General features: G+C 61.1%; 18 protein-coding genes. 7 read left to right on the plus strand and 11 right to left on the minus strand.

Annotation, left to right across the window (positions count from 1 at the left end; all coding sequences use genetic code 11):
- Window positions 1-99 precede the first annotated feature (99 nt).
- The 10 genes from KSS91_RS02445 to KSS91_RS02490 form a co-directional block, all read right to left on the minus strand.
- Complete coding sequence (locus KSS91_RS02445) at window positions 100-720, minus strand: TetR/AcrR family transcriptional regulator (RefSeq protein ID WP_007975574.1); 621 nt, start codon at window positions 718-720, stop codon at window positions 100-102.
- 59 nt (window positions 721-779) lie between these two features.
- Window positions 780-2,462: a class II poly(R)-hydroxyalkanoic acid synthase gene (gene phaC / locus KSS91_RS02450; RefSeq protein ID WP_217836952.1), complete on the minus strand. Its 1,683-nt coding sequence runs from the start codon at window positions 2,460-2,462 to the stop codon at window positions 780-782.
- A 115-nt stretch (window positions 2,463-2,577) separates the two neighbouring features.
- Window positions 2,578-3,432 carry a poly(3-hydroxyalkanoate) depolymerase gene (phaZ, locus tag KSS91_RS02455; protein ID WP_007975576.1) on the minus strand — a complete coding sequence of 285 codons (855 nt, stop codon included), beginning with the start codon at window positions 3,430-3,432 and terminating at the stop codon, window positions 2,578-2,580.
- A 155-nt stretch (window positions 3,433-3,587) separates the two neighbouring features.
- Complete coding sequence (gene phaC / locus KSS91_RS02460; protein ID WP_015093128.1) at window positions 3,588-5,267, minus strand: class II poly(R)-hydroxyalkanoic acid synthase; 1,680 nt, start codon at window positions 5,265-5,267, stop codon at window positions 3,588-3,590.
- Window positions 5,268-5,525: 258 nt separating this feature from the next.
- A complete protein-coding gene (locus KSS91_RS02465; RefSeq protein ID WP_007999201.1) occupies window positions 5,526-5,903 on the minus strand; it encodes a gamma-butyrobetaine hydroxylase family protein in 378 nt (125 codons plus the stop codon).
- Between the two features lie 155 nt (window positions 5,904-6,058).
- Complete coding sequence (gene hslU, locus KSS91_RS02470) at window positions 6,059-7,396, minus strand: ATP-dependent protease ATPase subunit HslU (protein WP_015093129.1); 1,338 nt, start codon at window positions 7,394-7,396, stop codon at window positions 6,059-6,061.
- Between the two features lie 54 nt (window positions 7,397-7,450).
- Window positions 7,451-7,981: an ATP-dependent protease subunit HslV gene (hslV, locus tag KSS91_RS02475; protein WP_007975582.1), complete on the minus strand. Its 531-nt coding sequence runs from the start codon at window positions 7,979-7,981 to the stop codon at window positions 7,451-7,453.
- Between the two features lie 247 nt (window positions 7,982-8,228).
- A complete protein-coding gene (locus tag KSS91_RS02480; protein WP_015093131.1) occupies window positions 8,229-8,936 on the minus strand; it encodes an SPOR domain-containing protein in 708 nt (235 codons plus the stop codon).
- Window position 8,937: 1 nt separating this feature from the next.
- Window positions 8,938-10,674: an arginine--tRNA ligase gene (argS, locus tag KSS91_RS02485; RefSeq protein WP_015093132.1), complete on the minus strand. Its 1,737-nt coding sequence runs from the start codon at window positions 10,672-10,674 to the stop codon at window positions 8,938-8,940.
- A 236-nt stretch (window positions 10,675-10,910) separates the two neighbouring features.
- Window positions 10,911-13,130, minus strand: coding sequence for a primosomal protein N' (locus KSS91_RS02490; protein WP_217836953.1), 2,220 nt, complete (start codon window positions 13,128-13,130; stop codon window positions 10,911-10,913).
- A gap of 290 nt (window positions 13,131-13,420) precedes the next feature.
- Between KSS91_RS02490 and rpmE the strand changes: the two genes are divergently transcribed.
- The 3 genes from rpmE to KSS91_RS02505 all read left to right on the plus strand — a co-directional run bounded on the left by rpmE (window position 13,421) and on the right by KSS91_RS02505 (window position 15,915).
- Window positions 13,421-13,639 carry a 50S ribosomal protein L31 gene (gene rpmE, locus KSS91_RS02495; RefSeq protein ID WP_007975586.1) on the plus strand — a complete coding sequence of 73 codons (219 nt, stop codon included), beginning with the start codon at window positions 13,421-13,423 and terminating at the stop codon, window positions 13,637-13,639.
- A gap of 35 nt (window positions 13,640-13,674) precedes the next feature.
- On the plus strand, window positions 13,675-14,466 hold the full coding sequence (locus tag KSS91_RS02500) for a thermonuclease family protein (protein ID WP_217836954.1): 792 nt from the start codon (window positions 13,675-13,677) through the stop codon (window positions 14,464-14,466).
- Window positions 14,467-14,646: 180 nt separating this feature from the next.
- Window positions 14,647-15,915 carry a malic enzyme-like NAD(P)-binding protein gene (locus KSS91_RS02505; RefSeq protein WP_008047852.1) on the plus strand — a complete coding sequence of 423 codons (1,269 nt, stop codon included), beginning with the start codon at window positions 14,647-14,649 and terminating at the stop codon, window positions 15,913-15,915.
- A 265-nt stretch (window positions 15,916-16,180) separates the two neighbouring features.
- Here KSS91_RS02505 and KSS91_RS02510 read toward each other — a convergent pair whose 3' ends face one another.
- The gene (locus tag KSS91_RS02510; RefSeq protein WP_437179746.1) at window positions 16,181-18,619 is read right to left on the minus strand and encodes a penicillin-binding protein 1A; all 2,439 of its coding nucleotides are present in this window, start codon (window positions 18,617-18,619) and stop codon (window positions 16,181-16,183) included.
- Window positions 18,620-18,836: 217 nt separating this feature from the next.
- Here KSS91_RS02510 and KSS91_RS02515 point away from each other — a divergent pair, with 217 nt between their 5' ends.
- From KSS91_RS02515 to KSS91_RS02530, 4 genes are read left to right on the plus strand one after another with little or no spacing between them, the layout of a single operon-like run.
- Window positions 18,837-19,901 (plus strand): pilus assembly protein PilM, encoded by a 1,065-nt coding sequence (locus tag KSS91_RS02515; RefSeq protein WP_217836956.1) that lies wholly within the window; start codon window positions 18,837-18,839, stop codon window positions 19,899-19,901.
- Window positions 19,901-20,467, plus strand: a complete 567-nt coding sequence (locus KSS91_RS02520) for a PilN domain-containing protein (protein WP_126048784.1) — start codon at window positions 19,901-19,903, stop codon at window positions 20,465-20,467. Before KSS91_RS02515 ends, KSS91_RS02520 begins: the two co-directional genes overlap by 1 nt.
- Complete coding sequence (locus KSS91_RS02525) at window positions 20,464-21,087, plus strand: type IV pilus inner membrane component PilO (RefSeq protein WP_217836957.1); 624 nt, start codon at window positions 20,464-20,466, stop codon at window positions 21,085-21,087. Before KSS91_RS02520 ends, KSS91_RS02525 begins: the two co-directional genes overlap by 4 nt.
- A complete protein-coding gene (locus KSS91_RS02530) occupies window positions 21,084-21,611 on the plus strand; it encodes a pilus assembly protein PilP (protein ID WP_015093139.1) in 528 nt (175 codons plus the stop codon). Before KSS91_RS02525 ends, KSS91_RS02530 begins: the two co-directional genes overlap by 4 nt.

A 21,611-nucleotide genomic window follows, 5' to 3' on the forward strand; every position in this document is an offset into this window, starting at 1 on the left:
GCTTGCTCGCGATAGCGGTGTATCAGTCGACATCCAGGTTGGCTGAACAGACGCCATCGCGAGCAAGCTCGCTCCCACAAGGGTTGGCGGGTGTCAGGCTTACTCGTGTGCTTCCAGGTACTGCATCGCCATTTGCTCCGTCGCCACTTTGATAGGTGGCAACAGATGCGGCGCCACCAGCATCATGATCTGGTAAACCACCAGCCGCACCTCGCCTTCGCGATCGAGAATCCGCTGGTAATCCAGAGAAAACAGCAGGGTCATGGTGATCTGTTCCACCAGTTGCCCTAACGCCTGGGTGTCGCTGACCAATTGCCCTTGAGCTTTCAATCGTGCGAGCAACGACGCCAGTGTGCGCTTGAGTGCATTGAGCAGGTTGCGAATGCCCTTGGCCAGTTTCGGCAAGCGTCCGGCGAGGTTCGACAGGTCCTGGAACAGAAACCGGTAGTGGGACAGGCGCTCAACGATCAGATGCAGGAACAGCCAGTAATCTTCGGGGCCCAATTCGACGTCGGACGGTGGGTCGAGCAGCGGTTGCAGTTCACATTGAAAGCGCTCGAACAGCCCGAGTATCAGCGGTTCCTTGCCGTGGAAGTGGTAGTAGAGGTTGCCCGGGCTGATGCCCATTTCATTGGCAACTTCCATGGTGGAGACATTCGGTTCGCCCTTCTGATTGAACAACTGCAGGGCACATTCGAGGATCCGGTCGCGGGTTTTCATCCAGTCTTCTTAATGATCGGGTCTTGCCACGGCCGGCAGCGGCCGTGGCTCGTTGAACGTCAGCGCACGCGCACGTAAGTACCGGGTGCTGCCTCCATCGGTGGGTAGTTCTGGTTGCCGAGCGCCATGTGGGTTTCCTTCTGCGCGCCGGAGCGTTCCTGTATCCAGCTCAGCCATTGGGTCCACCAACTACCGTCGACATGCTTGGCGTCGTAGTACCAGGCACGGGGATCGCTGCTCAGTTTGCCGTTCTCGATGTAGTTGGCTTTCGGGTTGCTCGGCGGGTTGAGGATGCTCTGCACATGACCGCTGTTGGACAGCACGAAGCGCCGTTCGCCGCCGAGCAACAACGTCGAGCGATAGACAGCGTCCCACGGTGTGATGTGATCATTGATGCCGGCGACGCTGAAGCTGTCGACGGTGACCTTCTGCAAGTCGATCGGCGTGCCACACACTTCCAGTCCGCCCGGGTGGGTCAGCGGGTTGTGCTTGAAGAAGTCCAGCAGATCGCCGTGCAGAGCGGCCGGCAGGCGCGTGTTGTCGTTGTTCCAGTAGAGGATGTCGAACGCCGGTGGCTCCTTGCCCAACAGGTAGTTGTTGACGAAGTAGCTCCAGATCAAATCGTTGGGGCGCATCCAGGCGAAGACCTTGGCCATGTCACGGCCATCCAGCACACCTTTCTGGTAGGAGCGGCGCTTCGCAGCCTCCAGCGTCTGCTCGTCGGCGAACAGCGTAGCGGGGCTGTCCAGCTGACTGTCGAGCAGGCTCACCAGATACGTCGCGCTGGACACCCTGCGCAGCTGCCGCTTGGCCTGCAAATGGCCTTGCAGCGCGGCAATGGTCAGCCCGCCGGCGCAGGCGCCCATCAGGTTGACCTCGCGTGCGCCGGTGATCGCCCGGCAGACATTCATCGCTTCTTCCACGGCTTCGACGTAGGTCGAGAGCCCCCATTCGCGGTGACGCACATCCGGGTTGCGCCAGCTGATCATGAAGGTTTGCAGGCCGTTTTTCAGGGCGTACTGGACGAAACTGTTGTGGGGGCTCAGGTCAAAAATGTAGTACTTGTTGATTTGCGGCGGCACTACCAGCAGGGGCTTGGAATACTGCTTTTCGCTCATCGGCTTGTACTGGATCAACTCCAGCAGCTCGTTGCGGAACACCACGGCTCCGGTGGTAGTGGCGACTGTCTTGCCGACCTCGAAGGCTTGCTTGGTGACTTGCCGGGGCAGGCCGTCGTTATGCAGCAGATCGTCCACCAAATGGCCGATGCCCCGTACCAGGCTGTTACCGCCGGAATTGAACAGCTCCTTGACCGCCAGTGGGTTGAGCAGGGTGTTGGAGGGCGATACGGCGTCGTTGAGCAAGGTGAAGGCGAAGTGGGCGCGGGCGCGGTCGTCCGGGCTCATGTTGCTCTCGTCGATCCAGCTTTTGACCTGCTTCTGCCAACTCAGATAGGCCTGCAGGCTACGGCGATAAAACGGGTTGAGGCTCCACGCCGGGTCGGCGAAGCGAGCGTCGTGCGGGTTGGTCGGGTGCAGGGTTTCGCCCAGCAGCACGCGACCAAGCTGACCGCTGAGTTTGAGGGCATGCCGGGCGCTGTGCAGTGGGTTGCGCAAGCCATGGGCGGCCACACTGCGCAGGGTCGACAGCAGATCCCGACCGCGCAGGCCGGTAATCGCACTCTGTGCATTGATGAACGCGGCGGGAGTCGCTAAGGATTCCCTCGCTGGTTTCTCGCGCATGATTCAACACTCCTTCGTCTTCAGGCCAAAAACAAACACACTGAACCAGAACACCATAGACGCTGTAACGGGTTGTTGCGCGGCGTGGCGTCCTGCCGACCGCTGATGCAGCGCATTAACTGCCCAATGGCGCCGGACGCGGATGCATTACCGCGCGCTGGCGCTCCTCCTCCAGGAATTTCATGATGATCGGGGCCACCGCTTCGGCCCGGGTAATCAGGAACAGATGACCGTCATCGATGATGTGCAACTGGGCGTTGGGAATCCGCCAGGCCAGCAAGCGCATGTTGACCAACGGGATCAACGGGTCATCGTCGCCGGCCAGTACCAGGGTCGGCTGGCGGATCTTGTGCAGCCAGTGGATGCTGGTCCAGCCGAGGCCGGCGAACAGCTGCCAGTAGTAACCGAGCTTGCCCGCCGAACGCACCTTGGCCGCATGGCTGGCGGCCAGCGTCGGATCGCGACGGAACGCACCACCGTAAATCATCGGTGCAATGCGGATTACGTGGGACGGCTGGATGTAGCGTCGTGGACTGGCCATCATCCACAACACTTTCGGCTTGCCCGGCACCATCACTGCACCCGCCGCCGTGGCGGCCAGCACGAGTTTCTTGCAACGCTCCGGATAGTCATAAGCGAACTGCTGGGCCAGGGCGCCACCCCAGGACACGCCGATGACATTGACCTGCCCGTAGTCGAGATAGTCGAGCATCCGCGCCGTGAGCTTGGCCAGCCCCGGAAAACGATACGGCCGGTTTGGCGTCGACGAACCGCCGACACCGGGTACGTCGAAGGCAATGACTTCCAGGTCCGGGTCCAGCGCCGCAATGAACGGGAACACCAGCTCCAGGTTGGCGCCGATGCCGTTGAAAATCAGCAGGGGCGTCAAGTGAGGCTTGCCGGGGCGTACCGCCGTGCGGAGCGTCTGGCCATCCAGGTCGACGGTACGGAATATGAAGGGTTGCGGCATGCTTCAGGCCCTGTGGGTCGCTTTTTCCAGTTCATCCCCGCCCCCTGTGGGAGCGAGCTTGCTCGCGATAGCGGAGTGTCAGTCAGCGCATATGCCAAACCTGCCACCGTCATCGCGAGCAAGCTCGCTCCCACAGGGAAGTCGAGGTGTGTCAGTTACCGCTCATGCACATAAGTGCCCGGTGCAGCTTCGCCCGCCGGGTACGCCTTGTTGCCCAGTTTCAGCGGAGCTTTTTTCAGGTTGCCCGAGCGCTGTGCCTGCCAGGCCTGCCAGTGCAGCCACCACGAATCGGCGTGCTTGGTCGACTCTTCCTGCCATTCATCGGCATTGGCGGGCATTTCAGTGCTGGTCATATAGCGCGATTTCGGATTGCCCGGCGGGTTCAGGATGCTCTGGATATGCCCGCTGCTGGACAGCACGAATTCAACATTGCCGCCGAACAGTTGCGCCGACTTGTAGCAGGAGCGCCACGGGGTGATGTGGTCGCTGGTCCCGGCCAGGGAAAAGATATCGGCGGTGACCTGCTTCAGGTCGATCGGTGTGCCGCACACTTCCAGTGCATTCGGACGAATCAATGGATTGCTTTTGAACATTTCGATCAGGTCGCCGTGGAACGCGGCCGGTAAGCGGGTGGTGTCGTTGTTCCAGAACAGGATGTCGAACACTGGTGGCTCGTTACCCAGCAGGTAGTTGTTGACCCAATAGTTCCAGATCAGGTCGTTGGGGCGCATCCAGGCAAAGACTTTTGCCATGTCGCGGCCTTCCAGCACGCCCGCCTGATAGGAGTGGCGCTTGGCGCTTTCGAGGGTTTGTTCATCGACGAACAGCGCCACATCGCTGTCCAGGGTGGTATCGAGCACGCTGACCAGGAGGGTGAGGGCGTTGACCTTGTTCTCGCCAATCGCTGCGTAATGGCCCAGCAGCGCGGTGCAGGTGATGCCGCCGGAGCAGGCGCCGAGCATGTTCACGTCCTTGCTGCCGGTGATCGCGGTGACCACGTCGACCGCTTCCTTGAGCGCCTCGATGTAAGTCGACAGGCCCCACTCACGCTGCTCCTTGGTTGGATTGCGCCAGCTGACGATGAAGGTTTGCACGTTGCTGCGCAGGCAGAACCGCGCGAGGCTTTTCTCCGGGCTGAGGTCGAAAACGTAGAACTTGTTGATTTGCGGTGGCACCACCAGCAAAGGGCGCTCGTGCACCTGCTCGGTAGTGGGCCTGTACTGGATCAGCTCCAGCACGTCGTTGCGAAACACCACTGCACCTTCGGTCACGGCCAGGGTCTTGCCAACTTCGAATGCCCCCATGTTGACCTGGCTCGGCATGCCGCCGTTGTGTACCAGGTCCTTGGCCAGATGCGAGAGGCCGTCGAGCAGGCTTTTACCGCCGGTTTCGAAGAAACGCTTGACCGCCGCCGGGTTGGCCGCCGTGTTGGTCGGGGCGAAGGCCTCGGTCATGAGGTTGATCACGAAGTGCCCGCGACTGACGTCCTTGGCCGGCAGGTTGCTGTCATCGATCCAGTCGTGGAGTTCCTTGCGCCACGCCAGGTAGGTTTGCAAATAACGTTTGTAGAGCGGGTTCTGGCTCCAGGCCGGATCGGCGAAGCGACGGTCGTCGCTATTCGGAAGAAGCTCGGATTTGCCTAGCAGTACGTTCTTGAGTTCAAGACCGAAATGGGCGACATGCCTGGCGCTGTGAATCGGTTGTTTGATGGCCTGCCTGAGCACCATGCGAGCAGAAGCCAGTAGATCCTTTCCACGCAATCCAACGACAGGATTCAGCCCCAAGGTGTTTTCGGAGGCTTGTTGCTTCAAGTCATCGTTATTCTTGTTACTCATCTACGACGCTCCAATGTCCTGAGACGAGTACCCGGGGCCTGCTGTGCAGTCACACAACCAATGCCAGGTACTGCTGCTCGGGTGACCGTTAATACTGCATCGCTGCTTTTGTTCGCAGTGAGCACTGCAGGGAACTTGCCAGTTCCATTGGTTACCCGAGTTTAATTTTTTTCGCAAGCAGGCCAAGCGACGGCCCTGAAGCGGAGCATTCAAACAGATGAAATTAGAAAATGCCCTCTAAAGAGCAAGAGGCTCGGATTAGAGCATCAGCTTGACGACGGATTCGTTCGGGTCGCGGGTTTTTCCGGCGGCCTTGAGTTCGGCCAGATAATCTTCCCAAAGTGCGTCATAACGTCGCGCCAGTTCGTAGAGGTATTCCCAGGTGAACAGACCGCTGTCGTGACCGTCATCGAAGGTCAGTTTCAGTGCGTACTGACCGGCCGGTTCTACCTTGGTCAGGCCGACGTTGATCTTGCCAAATTGCAGGATGGGTTTGCCGTGGCCCTGGACCTCGGCGGAAGGAGAGTGCACGCGCAGGAACTCGGCGGGCAGGGTGTATTCCTCGCCGGACGCGTATTTCAGCGACAGGGTTTTCGAGGCTTTGTGCAGCTTGATGTCGGTGGGGAGTTGGGTCATGAGTGGATGTCCGTTTGTGTGTGGGACCCCCGATTCAAATGTGGGAGCGGGCTTGCTCGCGAAGGGGCCTTAACATTCAACAGTGATGTTGATTGTCAGACCGCTTTCGCGAGCAAGCCCGCTCCCACAGGGTCCGTCATCGCTGTAAGTATGGCTTACAGGATATAACGGGACAGGTCTTCGTTCTGCGCCAATTCGCCCAAGTGGCTGTTGACGTAGTCGGCGTCGATCTGGATCACCTTGCCGTCATGGGAGCTGGCCAGGTCGCCGGCGCTGAACGACACCTCTTCGAGCAGGCGCTCGAGCAGGGTGTGCAGGCGACGGGCACCGATGTTTTCGGTCTTCTCGTTGACCTGCCAGGCGATCTCCGCGATGCGCTTGATGCCGCTCGGCTGGAACTCGATGCCCAGGCCTTCGGTTTTCAGCAGTGCGCAGTATTGCTCGGTGAGCGAGGCGTGAGGCTCGCTGAGGATGCGTTCGAAATCTTCCGGGCTCAGGGCCTTGAGTTCGACACGGATCGGCAGACGGCCTTGCAGCTCGGGCACCAGATCGCTCGGCTTGCTCAGGTGGAACGCACCGGAAGCAATGAACAGGATGTGGTCGGTCTTTACCATGCCCAGCTTGGTGTTGACGGTGCAGCCTTCGATCAGCGGCAGCAAATCGCGCTGCACGCCTTCGCGGGATACATCGACGCCGCCGGAATTACCACGCTTGGCGACCTTGTCGATTTCGTCGATGAACACGATGCCGTGCTGCTCGACGGCTTCCAGGGCCTTGGCCTTCAACTCTTCATCGTTGACCAGACGGCTGGCTTCTTCGTCGCGCACCATCTTCAGCGCTTCTTTGACCTTGAGCTTACGGGCTTTTTTCTTGCCCTTGCCCATGTTGGCAAACAGGCTTTGCAGCTGGTTGGTCATTTCTTCCATGCCCGGTGGCGCGGAGATGTCGACGCCGGCCATTTCGGCGACTTCGATTTCGATCTCCTTGTCATCCAGCTGACCTTCGCGCAGGCGCTTGCGGAACAGCTGGCGGGTGTTGGAATCGGCAGTCGGGGCGTCGTCGTTGCTGAAGCCCATGCGCGCCGGTGGCAGCAGGGCATCGAGGATGCGCTCTTCGGCGGCATCTTCGGCGCGGTGGCGAACCTTGACGATTTCCTGCTCGCGCAGCAGCTTGATCGCGGCATCGGCCAGGTCACGAATGATCGATTCGACGTCGCGGCCGACATAGCCGACTTCGGTGAATTTGGTCGCTTCGACCTTGATGAACGGCGCATTGGCCAGTTTCGCCAGGCGACGGGCGATCTCGGTTTTGCCGACGCCGGTCGGGCCGATCATCAGGATGTTCTTTGGCGTGACTTCAACGCGCAGCTCTTCAGGCAGCTGCATGCGGCGCCAGCGGTTGCGCAGGGCAATGGCGACGGCGCGCTTGGCATCGTCCTGGCCGATGATGTGACGGTTGAGTTCGTGGACGATTTCACGGGGAGTCATGGACATAATATTCAGTGGACCTCAAGCAAGAATGAGCCGTGGTGCGGTGGCTGCACGGACTTACTCGGCGCAGTCCTGCTCCTCAATGGTCTGGGTGTGGTTGGTGAATACGCAGATGTCGCCGGCGATGCCGAGGGCGGTTTCGACAATTTCCCGGGCTGACAGGTCGGTCTTTTTCAGCAGCGCGCTAGCCGCGGCCTGGGCGTAGGCGCCACCGGAACCCATGGCGATCAGGCCGTCTTCGGGTTCGACCACGTCACCGTTGCCGGTAATGATCAGGGAGGCGTCCTTGTTGGCGACCGCGAGCATGGCTTCAAGGCGGCTCAGGGAGCGGTCGGTGCGCCATTCTTTGGCGAGTTCGACGGCGGCGCGCACCAGGTGGCCCTGGTGTTTTTCAAGCTGGCCTTCGAAACGTTCGAAGAGGGTAAAGGCGTCGGCGGTGGCACCGGCAAAACCGGCAATGACCTGGCCGTGGTACAGGCGGCGAACTTTTTTCGCGTTGCCTTTCATCACGGTATTACCAAGGGAAACCTGGCCGTCGCCGCCCATGACGACTTTGCCGTGGCGGCGAACTGAAACGATGGTGGTCAAGGGGAGAGTCTCCACGCAGCGGGGCGAAAATGCCTTATGCCCATTCATATGGGGGTGGTGGAGGGTTTTTCAACTGTAAGGCGAGAGAGGGGACGAGTGGTGCGAGCCAGATGGGAGCGGTGGTGTTTGCCAAGGCCCCTTCGCGAGCAAGCCCGCTCCCACATTGGATCGCGGTCGAATGTGGGAGCGGGCTTGCTCCGGGCGGCGTTCCGACGAAGAACGATGACACGGTGCCTGTGGCAGTCGATCAGCGGCTCTGGCGTTGTTGTAACAACAGATTGCTGAAGCCGGCGCCGGCCAGTTGTTTCTGGGCGGTCGTGAGTTGTTCGCGGTTGCTGAACGGTCCGACCAGCACCCGATACCAGGTTTCGTCCTTCACCGTGCCGGACTCAACCGAAACGGCCTGGCCCAGCAGGATGATCTGCGCCCGAACCTTGTCCGCATCGGTCTCTTTGCGGAACGAGCCAGCCTGCAGGAAAAACTTCGTTACAGGCGCAGCCTTGACCGGTGGTGCTGGCGGAGGCGTGATCCCGGCCAATGCAGCCTGGGCGCGAGCTGTGTCGATCTTCGCCGCTTCGGCCGGGGTGACAGGCGTAGTTGGGATGGCCGGCACTTGCGGCGTCGGCAGGGTTTTTTCCGGCACGGCATCCGGCGGCACGATGACTTCCGATTCCGGCAGCAAGGTGTAGAAGTCGTACTTCGGCTTCACCGGTTGCGTCGGGCTCGGCGGGGTCTTGTTGGCCTCGGCGATCTTGCTGGCTTTCTGCTGTTGCTCGACCTTTTCACGCTTGACCGTGTCGCTGCCCTTGCCCGGTTCCAGCTTCATCAGGAACACAATGAACGCGCCGACCGTCAGGCCGATGGCCATCCACAGCCAGCCCGGGATCGGTTGCTTTGCAGGAGCTTGGTAACGGCTGGCGCCACGCTTGGGTGCAGGTTTTTTCTTGGCAGCCAACTTACATACGCTCCAGAGTTTCCAGGCCCAAGAGTTCCAGGCCTTGCTTGAGGGTGCGTCCGGTCAGCGCAGCGAGGCGCAGGCGGCTCTGCATTTGTGCCGGGGTATCGGCGGCGAGGATCGGGCAGTTCTCGTAGAAACTGGAGAACAGGCCGGCGACGTCGTACAGGTAAGTGCAGAGGATGTGCGGGGTGCCTTTTTCGGACACGTTGTTCAGGATTTCACCGAACTGCGCGAGCTTCGCTGCCAGTTCGTGTTCGTGCGTCGCTTCGAGCACGATCTGGCCGTCGACTTCGCTGAAGTCCTTGCCGAGTTTGCGGAACACGCCGGCCACGCGGGTGTAGGCGTACAGCAGGTAGGGCGCGGTGTTGCCTTCGAAGTTGAGCATCAGGTCGAAGTTGAAGCTGTAGTCGCTGGTGCGGTGCTTGGACAGGTCGGCATATTTCACTGCGCCGATGCCCACCACCTTGGCGATGTTGCGCAACTCGGCCTCGGCCAGTTCCGGGTTCTTGTCCTTGACCAGGGTGTAGGCACGCTCCTGGGCTTCGGTCAGCAGGTCGATCAGCTTCACGGTGCCGCCGTCACGTGTCTTGAACGGACGGCCGTCAGCGCCGTTCATGGTGCCGAAGCCCATGTGTTCCATTTCCATCGGATGGGTCACGAAACCGGCCTTGCGCGCCACGGCGAACACTTGCTGGAAATGCAGGGCCTGACGCTGGTCGACGAAGTACAGCGCGCGATCGGCCTTGAGCTTGCCACTGCGGTAGCGCACGGCCGCCAGGTCGGTGGTGGCGTAGAGGTAGCCGCCGTCAGCCTTGACGATGATCACCGGCAGCGGGTCGCCATCGGCGTTCTTGAACTCGTCGAGGAACACGCACTGGGCGCCGTTGCTCTCGACCAGCATGCCAGCGGCCTTCAAATCGTTGACCACGTTGATCAGGTCGTCGTTGTAGGCACTTTCGCCCATCACGTCGGCCATGGTCAGTTTGACGTTGAGCAGTTCGTAGATCTTCTGGCAGTGCGACAGCGAGATGTCCTTGAACTTGGTCCACAGTGCCAGGCAGTCGGCATCGCCGGCCTGCAGCTTGACCACCAGGCCACGAGCGCGGTCGGCAAACTCTTCGGATTCGTCGAAGCGCTGCTTGGCGGCGCGGTAGAAGTTCTCCAGGTCCGACAGCTCGTCGCTGGTGATCGGGTTTTCCTGCAGGTAAGCCATCAGCATGCCGAACTGGGTGCCCCAGTCGCCGACGTGGTTCTGACGGATCACGGTGTCGCCGAGGAATTCGAGAACGCGGGCTACACCGTCGCCGATGATTGTCGAGCGCAGGTGGCCGACGTGCATCTCCTTGGCCAGGTTCGGCGCCGACAGGTCGACCACGGTGCGCTGAAGCGGGCCAGCCTTGCGTACGCCGATGTGGTCATCGGCCAGGGCGGCGTCCAGGCGGGTTGCCAGGGCGTCGGTGTTCTGGAAGAAGTTCAGGAAGCCAGGGCCGGCGATTTCGGCCTTGCTGACGTTTTCGTCAGCCGGCAGGGCGGCGATGATTTTTTCCGCCAGATCGCGGGGCTTCATGCCGGCCGGTTTGGCCAGCATCATGGCGATGTTGCTGGCGAAGTCGCCGTTCTTCTTGTCGCGGGAGTTTTCCACCTGGATCGCCGGCGACAGGCCTTCAGGCAACACACCTTCGTTGACGAGTTGGGTGATGGCTTGTTGGATCAGCTGGCGAATGGTGTCTTTCATGGTCTTCTCTTTCGACCGCAGGCGCGGCGGCGCATCATGCGCTGGTGGAAAAACTGGGCATTATCCGTTGCGAAGACGGGCTTGCCAACCTTAGCAGGCAGGTTGTGGATGTGTGGTGACAATTCGACCGCAATCGCGAGCAAGCTCGCTCCCACAGGTTTTGTGGTGGACACATATTGTATGCCCACTGAAATACCATTGTGGGAGCGAGCTTGCTCGCGATTACGGGTTTGAAATCAATACAAATCCACAGGATCAACATCCAGCGACCAGCGCACCGCCCGCCCGCTCGGCATCTGCTCCAGCACCAACAACCAACTGGCCAGCAACCGATGCAGCGGCGCCCGCGCCGTAGCCTGCAACAACAACTGGGCACGATAACGTCCGGCCCGTCGTTCCATCGGCGCCGGTACCGGCCCCAACAGTTCGATCCCGGTCAATCCCTGTTCAGCCAGCAAGCGCTCGGCCTCGCTGCACGCCTCATCGAGAAAACCTTCGGCCTGGCCCGGTTTATGCGCTTCGGCCCGCAACAACGCCAAATGCGCAAACGGCGGCAAGCCAGCCGCGCGGCGTTCGCTCAGGGCCTGTTCGGCGAAAGCGAAATAGCCTTGCTCGGTCAGTTGCACCAGCAGCGGGTGGTCGGCCAGGTGCGTCTGGATAATCACCTTGCCCGGCTCTTCGGCGCGGCCTGCGCGGCCGGCGACCTGGACGATCAACTGCGCCATGCGTTCGCTGGCGCGGAAGTCGCCGGAGAACAGACCGCCGTCGGCGTCGAGGATCGACACCAGCGTCACCCGTGGGAAGTGGTGGCCTTTGGCAAGCATTTGCGTGCCGATCAGGATGCATGGCTGGCCTTTCTGAATGGTCGCGAACAGCTGGTTCATTGCGTCCTTGCGCGATGTGCTGTCGCGGTCGACCCGCAGCACTGGATAGTCCGGGAAGAGAATCGCCAGGCGCTCCTCGGCCCGTTCGGTGCCGGCGCCGACGGGGCGCAGATCGACCTTGTTGCACTTCGGGCACTGGCGCGGCACGCGTTCGACGTAGCCGCAATGGTGGCAACGCAGCTCGCCGTAACGCTGATGCACGGTCATTCGCGCATCGCAGCGCTGACACTCGGACATCCAGCCGCAATCGTGACACAGCAGGGTCGGGGCGAAGCCGCGGCGGTTGAGGAACACCAGTACCTGCTGCCCGGCAGCCAGGGTCTGGCCGATGGCTTGTTGCATCGGCCCGGAAATGCCGCTGTCCAGCGGGCGGCTTTTGACATCCAGGCGCAGGAAACGGGGCTGTTTGGCCCCGCCGGCGCGCTCATTCAGGCGCAGCAGTCCGTAGCGGCCGGTGTAGGCGTTGTGCAGGCTTTCCAGCGAGGGGGTGGCGGAGCCGAGGACGATCGGGATGTTTTCCTGTCGCGCCCGCACCAGCGCCAGATCGCGGGCGTGGTAGCGCAAGCCTTCCTGCTGTTTATAGGAACCGTCGTGCTCTTCGTCGATGATGATCAGGCCGGGGTTCTTCATCGGCGTGAACAGGGCAGAACGGGTGCCGATAATGATGTCGGCCTCACCGTCCCGGGCGGCCAGCCAGGCATCGAGGCGTTCGCGGTCATTGACCGCCGAATGGATCAGCGCGATGCGGGCATTGAAGCGCTGTTCGAAGCGCGCCAGGGTCTGCGGGCCGAGGTTGATTTCCGGGATCAGCACCAGTGCCTGCTTGCCGGCCTCGAGGGTTTCGCGGATCAACTGCAGATAGACTTCGGTCTTGCCGCTGCCGGTGACGCCGGCCAGCAGGAACGCGTGGTAACTGTCGAAGCCGGCGCGAATGGCCTCATAGGCGGCGCGCTGCTCCGGGTTCAGCGGCAGTTCCGGTTGCGCCAGCCAGTGTTCATGGCGTGCACCGGGGGCGTGGCGACGGATCTCGACCTGCACCAGCTCCTTGGCCAGCAGCAAGTCCAGGCTGTCCTTGCTCAGCATCAGTTTGCTCAGCAACTGATGGGCGACGCCGTGGGGATGCTGGGCCAGCGTGGCCAGGGCTTCGCGCTGGCGCGGGGCGCGGGCGATGCGCGGATCATCGAGGCTGGCGCCTGGCGCGACAGACCAGAAGCGTTCCTGTCGCGCTTCCGCCAGTTCACCCTGGCGCAGCAGCACCGGCAATGCCCAGCTCAAGGTGTCGCCGAGGCTGTGCTGATAGTACTGAGAGGTCCACAGGCACAGCTTGAACAGCGCGGGCGGCAGCGGTGGCGTAGCGTCGAGCAGGGCCAGGGCCGGCCTGAGTTTCTCGGCCGGTACTTCGCTGGTATCGGTGACTTCCACCAGAATCCCGATCATCTCGCGCCGGCCGAACGGTACCCGCAGGCGCATGCCGGGGTGCAGTTGGGCACGCAGGACGCCGGCCGGAGCGCGGTAGTCGAACAGGCGGCGCAGCGGCGAAGGCAGGGCGAGGCGCAGAATGGCGTCGGGCACGCGGGGGATTCTCTTTGCGGGCAATAAATGAAAGGCTGGACCCATAACCTGTGGGAGCGAGCTTGCTCGCGATGAGGCCCTGTCAGTCAGCATTTATGTTGCGTGACACGACGCTATCGCGAGCAAGCTCGCTCCCACAGGGGAATGTGCTTTGGGCCGGGAGCCTAGCAGACGGTCGGTAGAAGCGACAGCTTGCGTGAGCAGGATTGTCTGGTAGAATCCGCGGCCTAATTACGTGCGGTATTCAACAATAGTGTTGGGTGGCGGCACGCTAGCCTGAGGAAAACACCATGAAAGCTGATATCCATCCAGAATACCCGGCAGTTGCTGTTACCTGCAGCTGCGGCAACAAGTTCGAAACCCGTTCGACCTTCGGCAAAGCCCTGGCGATCGACGTTTGCAACGAATGCCACCCGTTCTACACCGGTAAGCAGAAGACTCTGGACACCGGTGGTCGCGTACAGAAGTTCGCCGACCGTTTCGGTGCTTTCGGCGCGAAAAAGGCCTAAGGCCGATCAACTTGGGAAGCCGCTGCGGTTTTTCCATGCTGATGAAAAAGGCGTCCCTCGCGGGCGCCTTTTTTGTGTCCGCGATTTGGCTTTCTGGCGCGCAGGCCTTTTGTCCGACGCCAGGCGGCCTGACACCCGTCGCGGTGCAGCGGGTGGTGGATGGCGACACCCTGCGCCTGGGCGATGGCCGCAATGTGCGCATGATTGGCTTGAACACGCCGGAGCTGGGCAAGCAGGGCCGTTCCGACGAGCCCTTCGCCGTGGCCGCGCGCAAACGCCTTGAGGCATTGGTGGCGGCCAGTGACGGGCGGGTCGGGTTGGTGCCTGGCAAAGAAAGCAAGGACCATTACGGCCGCACGCTGGCACATGTCTACGGTGCAGATGGCGCCAACCTGGAAGCGCAAATGCTTGCCGAAGGCCTGGGTTTTCAGGTGGCCGTGGCGCCGAATGTCGATCTGGTCGCCTGTCAGCAAGCCGCAGAGCGCAACGCTCGACAGGCCGGGCTCGGTGTGTGGCGCCAGTCGCCTGTATTGAAAGCGGAGCAGATCAGCGCTTCCGGCTTTGCTGTGCTCAGCGGTCGTGTGAGCAAGGTGCAGCGCAATCGGGGTGGGGTTTGGATCGAGTTGCAGGACTCGGTTGTATTGCGCGTTGCACCCAATCTGCTGACGCGTTTCGATGTGAATTCGCTGGAAAGCCTCAAGGGCAAGCAGATCGAGGCGCGCGGCTGGGTGCTGGATCGTTCGCGACGTGGCGGCCTGAAAGAAGGTCAGGCGCGCTGGATGTTGCCCTTGACCGACCCGGCGATGCTTCAAGTGGTGCAGCGATAAAAAATTGTAGACATTTTTTCAGTCGATTGTGAACAGTCTAGCCCTTGTGAGCCGTGGCTCTTGGCCCAAAGTCGTAAGGGCGGGCGCTTGACAGGGGTGACCAGTCAGTCTTGTGGGGACTTTGCGAGGCGCGTATCCTCGCTGACCAGTCTGTCCAACAGTAAAAAGCGGAATGCCAAAATGTCTGATCTGAAAACTGCCGCTCTCGAATATCACGCCAATCCTCGTCCAGGGAAGCTGAGTGTCGAGCTCACCAAGGCCACTGCTACCGCTCGCGACCTGTCGCTGGCCTACAGCCCGGGCGTAGCCGAGCCAGTACGCGAGATCGCTCGCGATCCCGAGCTGGCCTACAAGTACACCGGCAAAGGCAACCTGGTTGCAGTCATTTCCGATGGCACCGCGATTCTCGGCCTGGGTAACCTCGGCCCATTGGCTTCCAAGCCAGTGATGGAAGGTAAAGGCGTACTGTTCAAGCGCTTCGCCGGCATCGACGTTTTTGACATCGAAGTCGACTCCGAAAGCCCGCAGGCCTTCATCGACACCGTCAAGCGCATCTCCATCACCTTCGGTGGCATCAACCTGGAAGACATCAAGGCACCCGAGTGCTTTGAAATCGAACGCGCTCTGATCGAGCAGTGCGATATTCCAGTATTCCACGATGACCAGCACGGCACCGCTATCGTGACCGCGGCCGGCATGATCAACGCCCTGGAAATCGCTGGCAAAACCCTGCCGGAAGCCAAGATCGTCTGCCTGGGTGCCGGCGCCGCCGCCATCTCCTGCATGAAGTTGCTGGTGAGCATGGGCGCGAACATCGAAAACATCTACATGGTCGACCGTACCGGTGTGATCCACTCCGGCCGTGACGACCTGAACCAGTACAAGGCTGTGTTCGCTCACGCGACCGACAAGCGCACCCTGGCTGACGCCCTGCAAGGCGCTGACGTGTTCGTTGGTCTGTCCGGCCCGAACCTGCTGAGTGCTGAAGGCCTGCTGTCGATGGCGCCGAACCCGATCGTGTTCGCGTGCTCCAACCCTGATCCGGAAATCTCCCCGGAGCTGGCGCACGCCACCCGTAGCGACGTGATCATGGCGACCGGTCGTTCCGACTACCCGAACCAGGTCAACAACGTACTGGGCTTCCCGTTCATCTTCCGTGGTGCCCTGGACGTTCGCGCCAAGCGCATCAACGAAGAAATGAAAGTGGCTGCGGCCAACGCCCTGCGTGAACTGGCCAAGCTGCCAGTGCCTCAGGAAGTGTGCGACGCCTATGGCGGCATCAAGCTGGAATTCGGTCGTGAGTACATCATTCCGAAGCCAATGGATGCCCGTCTGATCACCCTGATCTCCGATGCCGTGGCTAAAGCCGCCATCGAGACCGGCGTGGCAACCCTGCCGTATCCGAAGAACTACCCGCTCAAAAGCGTGGATGACGTGTTCAACGGCTAAGCCGTTGTAGTGCTTCAACCGATAGCCCCGGCTCATTTGAGTCGGGGCTTTTTATTGCCTGCTGCTTATGTGTTGTCTGTACAGGCCTCTTCGCGGGCAAGCCCGCTCCCACAGGGTCGGAGGCGTACATAAAACCTGTGTTCACCATCGCCCACTGTGGGAGCGGGCTTGCCCGCGAAGAGGCCGTACCAGACAACATCAAAACCGGCAGGCAAAAAAAGCCCCGCTCTTCTTTCGAAGGCGGGGCTTTTCATCATTGCTGCAATCAGAACAAATCGATCGGCGCTGCTTCATCCGCTGGCAATGGACTGCCCGGCGCATTGCCGTTACCGAGCTCGTTGCCCGACGGCGGCGTATCTTCGGCCTTGAACAGCTCGAAGTAGGCGCCTGGCGTGCCCGGGCTGGCCGCGCGGCCGCTGATCGGGTCGACCCGCAGGCTCAGAAGGCCTTCCGGCTCCGCTTGCGTATGCGGCGGCTTGTCTTTGAGTGCTGCGCCCATGTAGTTCATCCAGATCGGCAGCGCGACGGTGCCGCCGAATTCCTTGCGGCCCAGGCTTTCCGGCTGGTCGAAACCGGTCCATACGGTGGTTACGTAATCGGCGTTGTAACCGGAGAACCAGGCGTCCTTGGATTCGTTGGTCGTACCGGTCTTGCCGGCAATGTCCGGGCGTCCCAGGGCGAGTGCGCGGCGACCGGTGCCGAGCTTGATCACGTCCTCAAGCATGCTGTTGAGGATGTACGTGGTGCGCCCGTCAACGATGCGTTCGGCCACGGCGGGTGCTTGTGGCGTAGGCGCAGCACCCGGGGTCTCGCCCGGCGTTGCATTGACCGTGAAAGCTTGAGGCGCCGGTGCGGCAATGCCATCGCTGGCAGCAACGCCCTTAGGCACGCTCGGGGGATTGGCGACGAATAGCGTGTCGCCGTTGCGGCTTTCAATCCTGTCGATGATGTACGGGGTGATCTTGTAGCCGCCGTTGGCGAAGGTGCTCCAGCCGGTAGCGATCTCCATGGGCGTCAGAGTCGCGGTGCCCAGCGCCAGGGACAGGTTGGGTGGCAGGTCCTGTTTGTTGAAGCCGAAGCGAGCAATGTAGTCGATGGTCTTGCCAACGCCCATCGCTTGCAGCAAGCGGATCGACACCAGGTTGCGCGACTTGTACAGCGCTTCACGCAGGCGGATCGGGCCGAGGAAGGTGTTGGTGTCGTTTTTCGGCCGCCAGACCTTGTCCAGATACTCGTCGACGAACACGATCGGGGCATCGTTCACCAGGCTGGAGGCCGTGTAGCCGTTATCCAGTGCGGCGGCGTAGACGAACGGTTTGAAGCTCGAACCCGGCTGGCGCTTGGCCTGCAGTGCGCGGTTGTAGTTGCTCTGCTCGAAGGCGAAGCCGCCGACCAGGGCACGAATGGCACCGTTTTGTGGGTCCAGGGACACCAGTGCGCCCTGGGCCTGCGGGATCTGGCTGAACTTCAGCGAGTTGTCCGGCTGACGCTGCACGCGAATCAGGTCGCCGACCTGGGCCACGTCTGAAGGCTGCTTCGGGTTGGCGCCCATGCTGTTGGTGTTCAGGAACGGACGGGCCCACTTCATGGTGTCCCAGCTGACATGTTCCTGCCCGGTGCGGGTCAGCACCTGCAGGCCGCTCTTGTCGACCTGGGTCACGATGGCCGGTTCCAGGCCGCTGATGGTGCGTTGCTTGGTCAACTCGGTTACCCAGGCTTCACGCGTCTTGCCCGGGAGCCGCGACTCGGGGCCGCGATAGCCGTGGCGCTGATCGTAGGTCATCAGGCCTTCGTGGACTGCGGTGTTGGCCAGTTCCTGGAGGTCGCTCGGCACCGTGGTGGTGACGCGGAAGCCTTCGGTATACGCGTCGCTGCCATAACGCCCGACCATTTCGGCACGGGCCATTTCGGCGATGTACGGCGCGTTCACTTCCGGAGTCGGTACGTGATAGCTGGCGTTCAGCGGCTCGTTGATCGCGGCGGTGTAGTCGGCCTCGCTGATTTTGCCGAGTTTGTACATACGCCCCAGGATCCAGTCACGACGCTCCTTGCTGCGCGCCGGGTTGGCCAGCGGGTTGAAGCGCGATGGTGCCTTCGGCAGGCCGGCAATCATGGCCATCTGCGCCAGGCTGACATCGCGGATCGATTTGCCGTAATAGACCTGCGCCGCCGCCTCGATGCCGTACGCACGGTTACCCAGGTAGATCTTGTTGACGTACAGCTCGAGGATCTCGTCCTTGGTCAGCTGTCGTTCGATCTGCAGGGCCAGCAGGATCTCGGTGGTCTTGCGCGAAAAGCTGCGTTCGCTGGTCAGGAAGAAGTTCTTCGCCACCTGCATGGTGATCGTGCTGCCACCGGACTGGATGTGTCCGCTTTTGACCAGTTGGGTCGCGGCACGCATCAGGCTGCCGGGATCGACGCCATAGTGGTTGGCGAAATTGTCGTCTTCAGCACTTAGTAACGCATTAATGAAATTGGGGGGAATGTCGGCGAAACGGATCGGTGTGCGGCGCATTTCGCCGAACTCTGCAATCAACTTGTTATCGCTGCTGTAGACCCGCAGAGGAATCTGCAACTGGATGCTTCTCAGCGCCTCCACGGACGGCAGCCCGGGACTAAGGTAGAGGTACGCCCCGCTCAGACCCAGAAGGAGTCCGCAGAAAACCGCGACGATGGACCAACCGAAAAATTTCAGCAGACGAATCAAGGCTTTTGGATATCCAGGGCAAAAAATGAATTGGGCAACAGGGTTCAGGCTAAATGAGAACGACCCGCGCTTGAGCAAATGCGGAAAAAAACGCTGGGCATTATAAGCATTTTTCTGATCGGGAGCGCGGTTGGCGCTGCTGTCAAGACGGGCGGATTGAACGCAATGGACATTGCACAGTCCGTAACTCACGGAAAGTCATAGGGAATTGGTAGTGCCAGGACTCTTCAACAAAAAATCCAGTACGCTCCTCGGAATCGATATCAGCTCTACCTCGGTAAAGCTTCTGGAATTGAGCCGTCAGGGCGAACGCTTCCGGGTCGAGGCTTATGCGGTCGAGCCTTTGCCCGTCGGCGCGGTGATCGAAAAGAACATCGCTGACCTCGAGGGCGTGGGGCTGGCCCTCGCGCGCGCGCTGACCAGGGCCAGAACCGGCCTCAAGGGTGTGGCCGTGGCTGTGGCAGGCTCGGCGGTGATCACCAAGATCATCGAGATGGACGCCGCTCTTTCCGAAGACGAAATGGAAAGTCAGCTGAAGATCGAGGCGGATCAATATATTCCCTATCCCCTGGATGAAGTCGCGATCGACTTTGAAGTCCAGGGCACCTGCGCGCGCAACCCAGAGCGGGTCAACGTGCTGCTCGCGGCTTGCCGCAAGGAAAACGTCGAGGTCCGCGAGGCCGCCCTGGCTCTGGCTGGGCTGACCGCCCGCGTAGTCGATGTCGAGGCCTATGCACTGGAGCGTTCATTCGGGTTGCTGGCCAGTCGGCTTGCGGTTTCCAAGGAGCCTTTGACGGTCGCAGTGGTGGATATCGGCGCCACCATGACCACCCTGAGCGTGCTGCACAACGGGCGGATTATCTACACCCGTGAACAACTGTTCGGCGGTCGGCAGTTGACCGGGGAAATCCAGCGTCGCTATGGCCTGACGCTGGAGCAGGCGAGTCTGGCGCAAAGGAAGGGCGGCCTGCCGGAAGACTATGCCGGTGAGGTCTTGCAGCCATTTCAACAGGCACTGGTGCAGCAGGTGTCGCGCTCGTTGCAGTTCTTCTTTGCTGCCGGCCAGTACAGCGCCGTCGACCATATCCTGCTGGCCGGCGGTACCGCGTCGGTCCCGGGGCTGCCCCTTTTGATCGAGCAGCAATTGGGCACGCCGACCCTGATCGCGAACCCTTTTTCCGAAATGATGCTGGGCAGCAAGGTCAATGGTGCCGCCCTGGCGAGTGATGCCCCGGCGTTGATGATTGCCTGTGGTCTTGCCCTCAGGAGCTTCGACTGATGGCGCGGATCAACCTTTTACCCTGGCGCGAGGAGCGGCGTGAAGTTCGCCGCAAACGCTTCCTGCTGGTCCTGGTGGCCGCTATGGCAGGTACGATGGGTGCGGTGCTGGTTGCCAACCAGGCCATCAGCCGTGCCATCGACCGGCAAATCGCCCGTAACGATTACATCGGCAGGCAAATCGCCGTGGTCGATGAGCGGATCACGCAGATCAATGATCTCAAGGAGCGCCGCCAGCAACTGGTCGAACGCATGCACATCATCCAGGACCTGCAAGACAATCGCCAAACCAGTGGGCGAATGTTTGACCAGTTGGCGCGGGCACTGCCTGACGGCGTGTATTTCACCGAAGTGAGAATGACCGGAAAGACCTTGTCCATCACCGGTGCCGCGCAATCCAACAACCGTGTTTCAGACTTGATGCGCAACCTCGAGGCATCAGACTGGTTCGATGCGCCGAGCCTGACCGAAGTCAAGGCCGCAGCTGCCGGTCAGGTGGAGCAGGCCAACGTCTTCCAGTTGACCGTTCGCCAGACTCAACCGGCAGCACCGGAGGGAGGCAAATGAGCCTGTCCGAATGGTTCGAAGGGCTGCGCAAGATCGACATCAATGAGCTGGACACCAGCAACATGGGGGCCTGGCCGCCGGCGATCAAGTGTCTGGTGGCCGGTTTGCTCATGCTTGTGGTGCTGGCCTTGGGCTACAACTTTTCCACTCGCGACCTCGAGAGCCAGCTCGATCTGAAGCGCGAGGAAGAGTCGACGCTCAAGGAGCAGTTCGCCGGTAAAGCGCGCTTGGCGGCGAATCTCGATCTCTACACCCGACAGTTGAAGGCGATGGAGAGCGCTTTCAGCGTGCTGTTGCGGCAACTGCCCGGCGACACCGAAGTGCCCGGCTTGCTGGAAGACATCACGCGTACAGGTTTGGGCAGCGGCCTGGAGTTCGAAGAGATCAAGCTGCTGCCGGAGGTCGCCCAGCCGTTCTACATCGAGTTGCCGATCCAGATCACGGTCACCGGGGGGTACCACGACCTGGCCACCTTCGTCAGTGGCGTGGCCGGGTTGCCGCGAATCGTCACCTTGCACGATTTCGACCTTGTCCCCGTCAGTCCCCAGGGGGCTCCGAAACTGCGCTTGAGCATCCTCGCCAAGACCTACCGCTACAACGAAATGGGGCGGCATCAATGAATCCGGCGCGTTGTTTTCCTATGGTGCTGTTGCTGTCTGTTCTGTCCGGTTGTGGCGCAGGCGATGACTACAGCGATCTGGACGCCTACCTGAGCGAAATACGCCTGCGCGGGCCGGGCAGTATTGAACCAACGCCGGTATTCCGGTCTTACCCGACATTCACCTACGACGCAGCGAACCTGCGCAGTCCGTTTTCACCACAGATCAGTACTGATCTGGCGGCCCATCGGCGGGGTTCGCGCAACGTCAAACCCGACCCTGACCGGGTCAGGCAATACCTCGAAGGTTTCAACATCGAGCAGTTTGAAATGGTCGGCACCCTTTCCAATGCGACGGGCTCCTTTGCCCTGTTGCGCGGGGCGGGTGGCGTGCACCGCCTGAAAGTCGGTGATTACCTGGGGCGTAACGACGGACGAATCGTTGCGATCAGTGGTTCGCAAGTCGATGTGGTTGAAATTGTCCCTGATGGTCAGGGTGCGTGGCTGGAGCGTCCCCGGACCATCCCTTTGAAAGAGCACTCATAG

Origin of the sequence: Pseudomonas azerbaijanorientalis (genome assembly GCF_019139795.1) — a bacterium.
In the GTDB taxonomy this organism is placed as follows: domain Bacteria; phylum Pseudomonadota; class Gammaproteobacteria; order Pseudomonadales; family Pseudomonadaceae; genus Aquipseudomonas; species Aquipseudomonas laurylsulfatiphila.

Excerpts from the sequence above, each read along its gene's own strand:
- KSS91_RS02520 (WP_126048784.1), top strand. The coding sequence starts at position 19,901 with ATGGCGCGGATCAACCTTTTACCCTGGCGCGAGGAGCGGCGTGAAGTT.
- KSS91_RS02505 (WP_008047852.1), top strand. The coding sequence starts at position 14,647 with ATGTCTGATCTGAAAACTGCCGCTCTCGAATATCACGCCAATCCTCGT.
- KSS91_RS02465 (WP_007999201.1), bottom strand. The coding sequence starts at position 5,903 with ATGACCCAACTCCCCACCGACATCAAGCTGCACAAAGCCTCGAAAACC.
- phaC (WP_217836952.1), bottom strand. The coding sequence starts at position 2,462 with ATGCGCGAGAAACCAGCGAGGGAATCCTTAGCGACTCCCGCCGCGTTC.
- KSS91_RS02530 (WP_015093139.1), top strand. The coding sequence starts at position 21,084 with ATGAATCCGGCGCGTTGTTTTCCTATGGTGCTGTTGCTGTCTGTTCTG.
- phaC (WP_015093128.1), bottom strand. The coding sequence starts at position 5,267 with ATGAGTAACAAGAATAACGATGACTTGAAGCAACAAGCCTCCGAAAAC.
- phaZ (WP_007975576.1), bottom strand. The coding sequence starts at position 3,432 with ATGCCGCAACCCTTCATATTCCGTACCGTCGACCTGGATGGCCAGACG.
- KSS91_RS02500 (WP_217836954.1), top strand. The coding sequence starts at position 13,675 with ATGCTGATGAAAAAGGCGTCCCTCGCGGGCGCCTTTTTTGTGTCCGCG.
- hslU (WP_015093129.1), bottom strand. The coding sequence starts at position 7,396 with ATGTCCATGACTCCCCGTGAAATCGTCCACGAACTCAACCGTCACATC.
- KSS91_RS02445 (WP_007975574.1), bottom strand. The coding sequence starts at position 720 with ATGAAAACCCGCGACCGGATCCTCGAATGTGCCCTGCAGTTGTTCAAT.
- KSS91_RS02525 (WP_217836957.1), top strand. The coding sequence starts at position 20,464 with ATGAGCCTGTCCGAATGGTTCGAAGGGCTGCGCAAGATCGACATCAAT.
- argS (WP_015093132.1), bottom strand. The coding sequence starts at position 10,674 with ATGAAAGACACCATTCGCCAGCTGATCCAACAAGCCATCACCCAACTC.
- rpmE (WP_007975586.1), top strand. The coding sequence starts at position 13,421 with ATGAAAGCTGATATCCATCCAGAATACCCGGCAGTTGCTGTTACCTGC.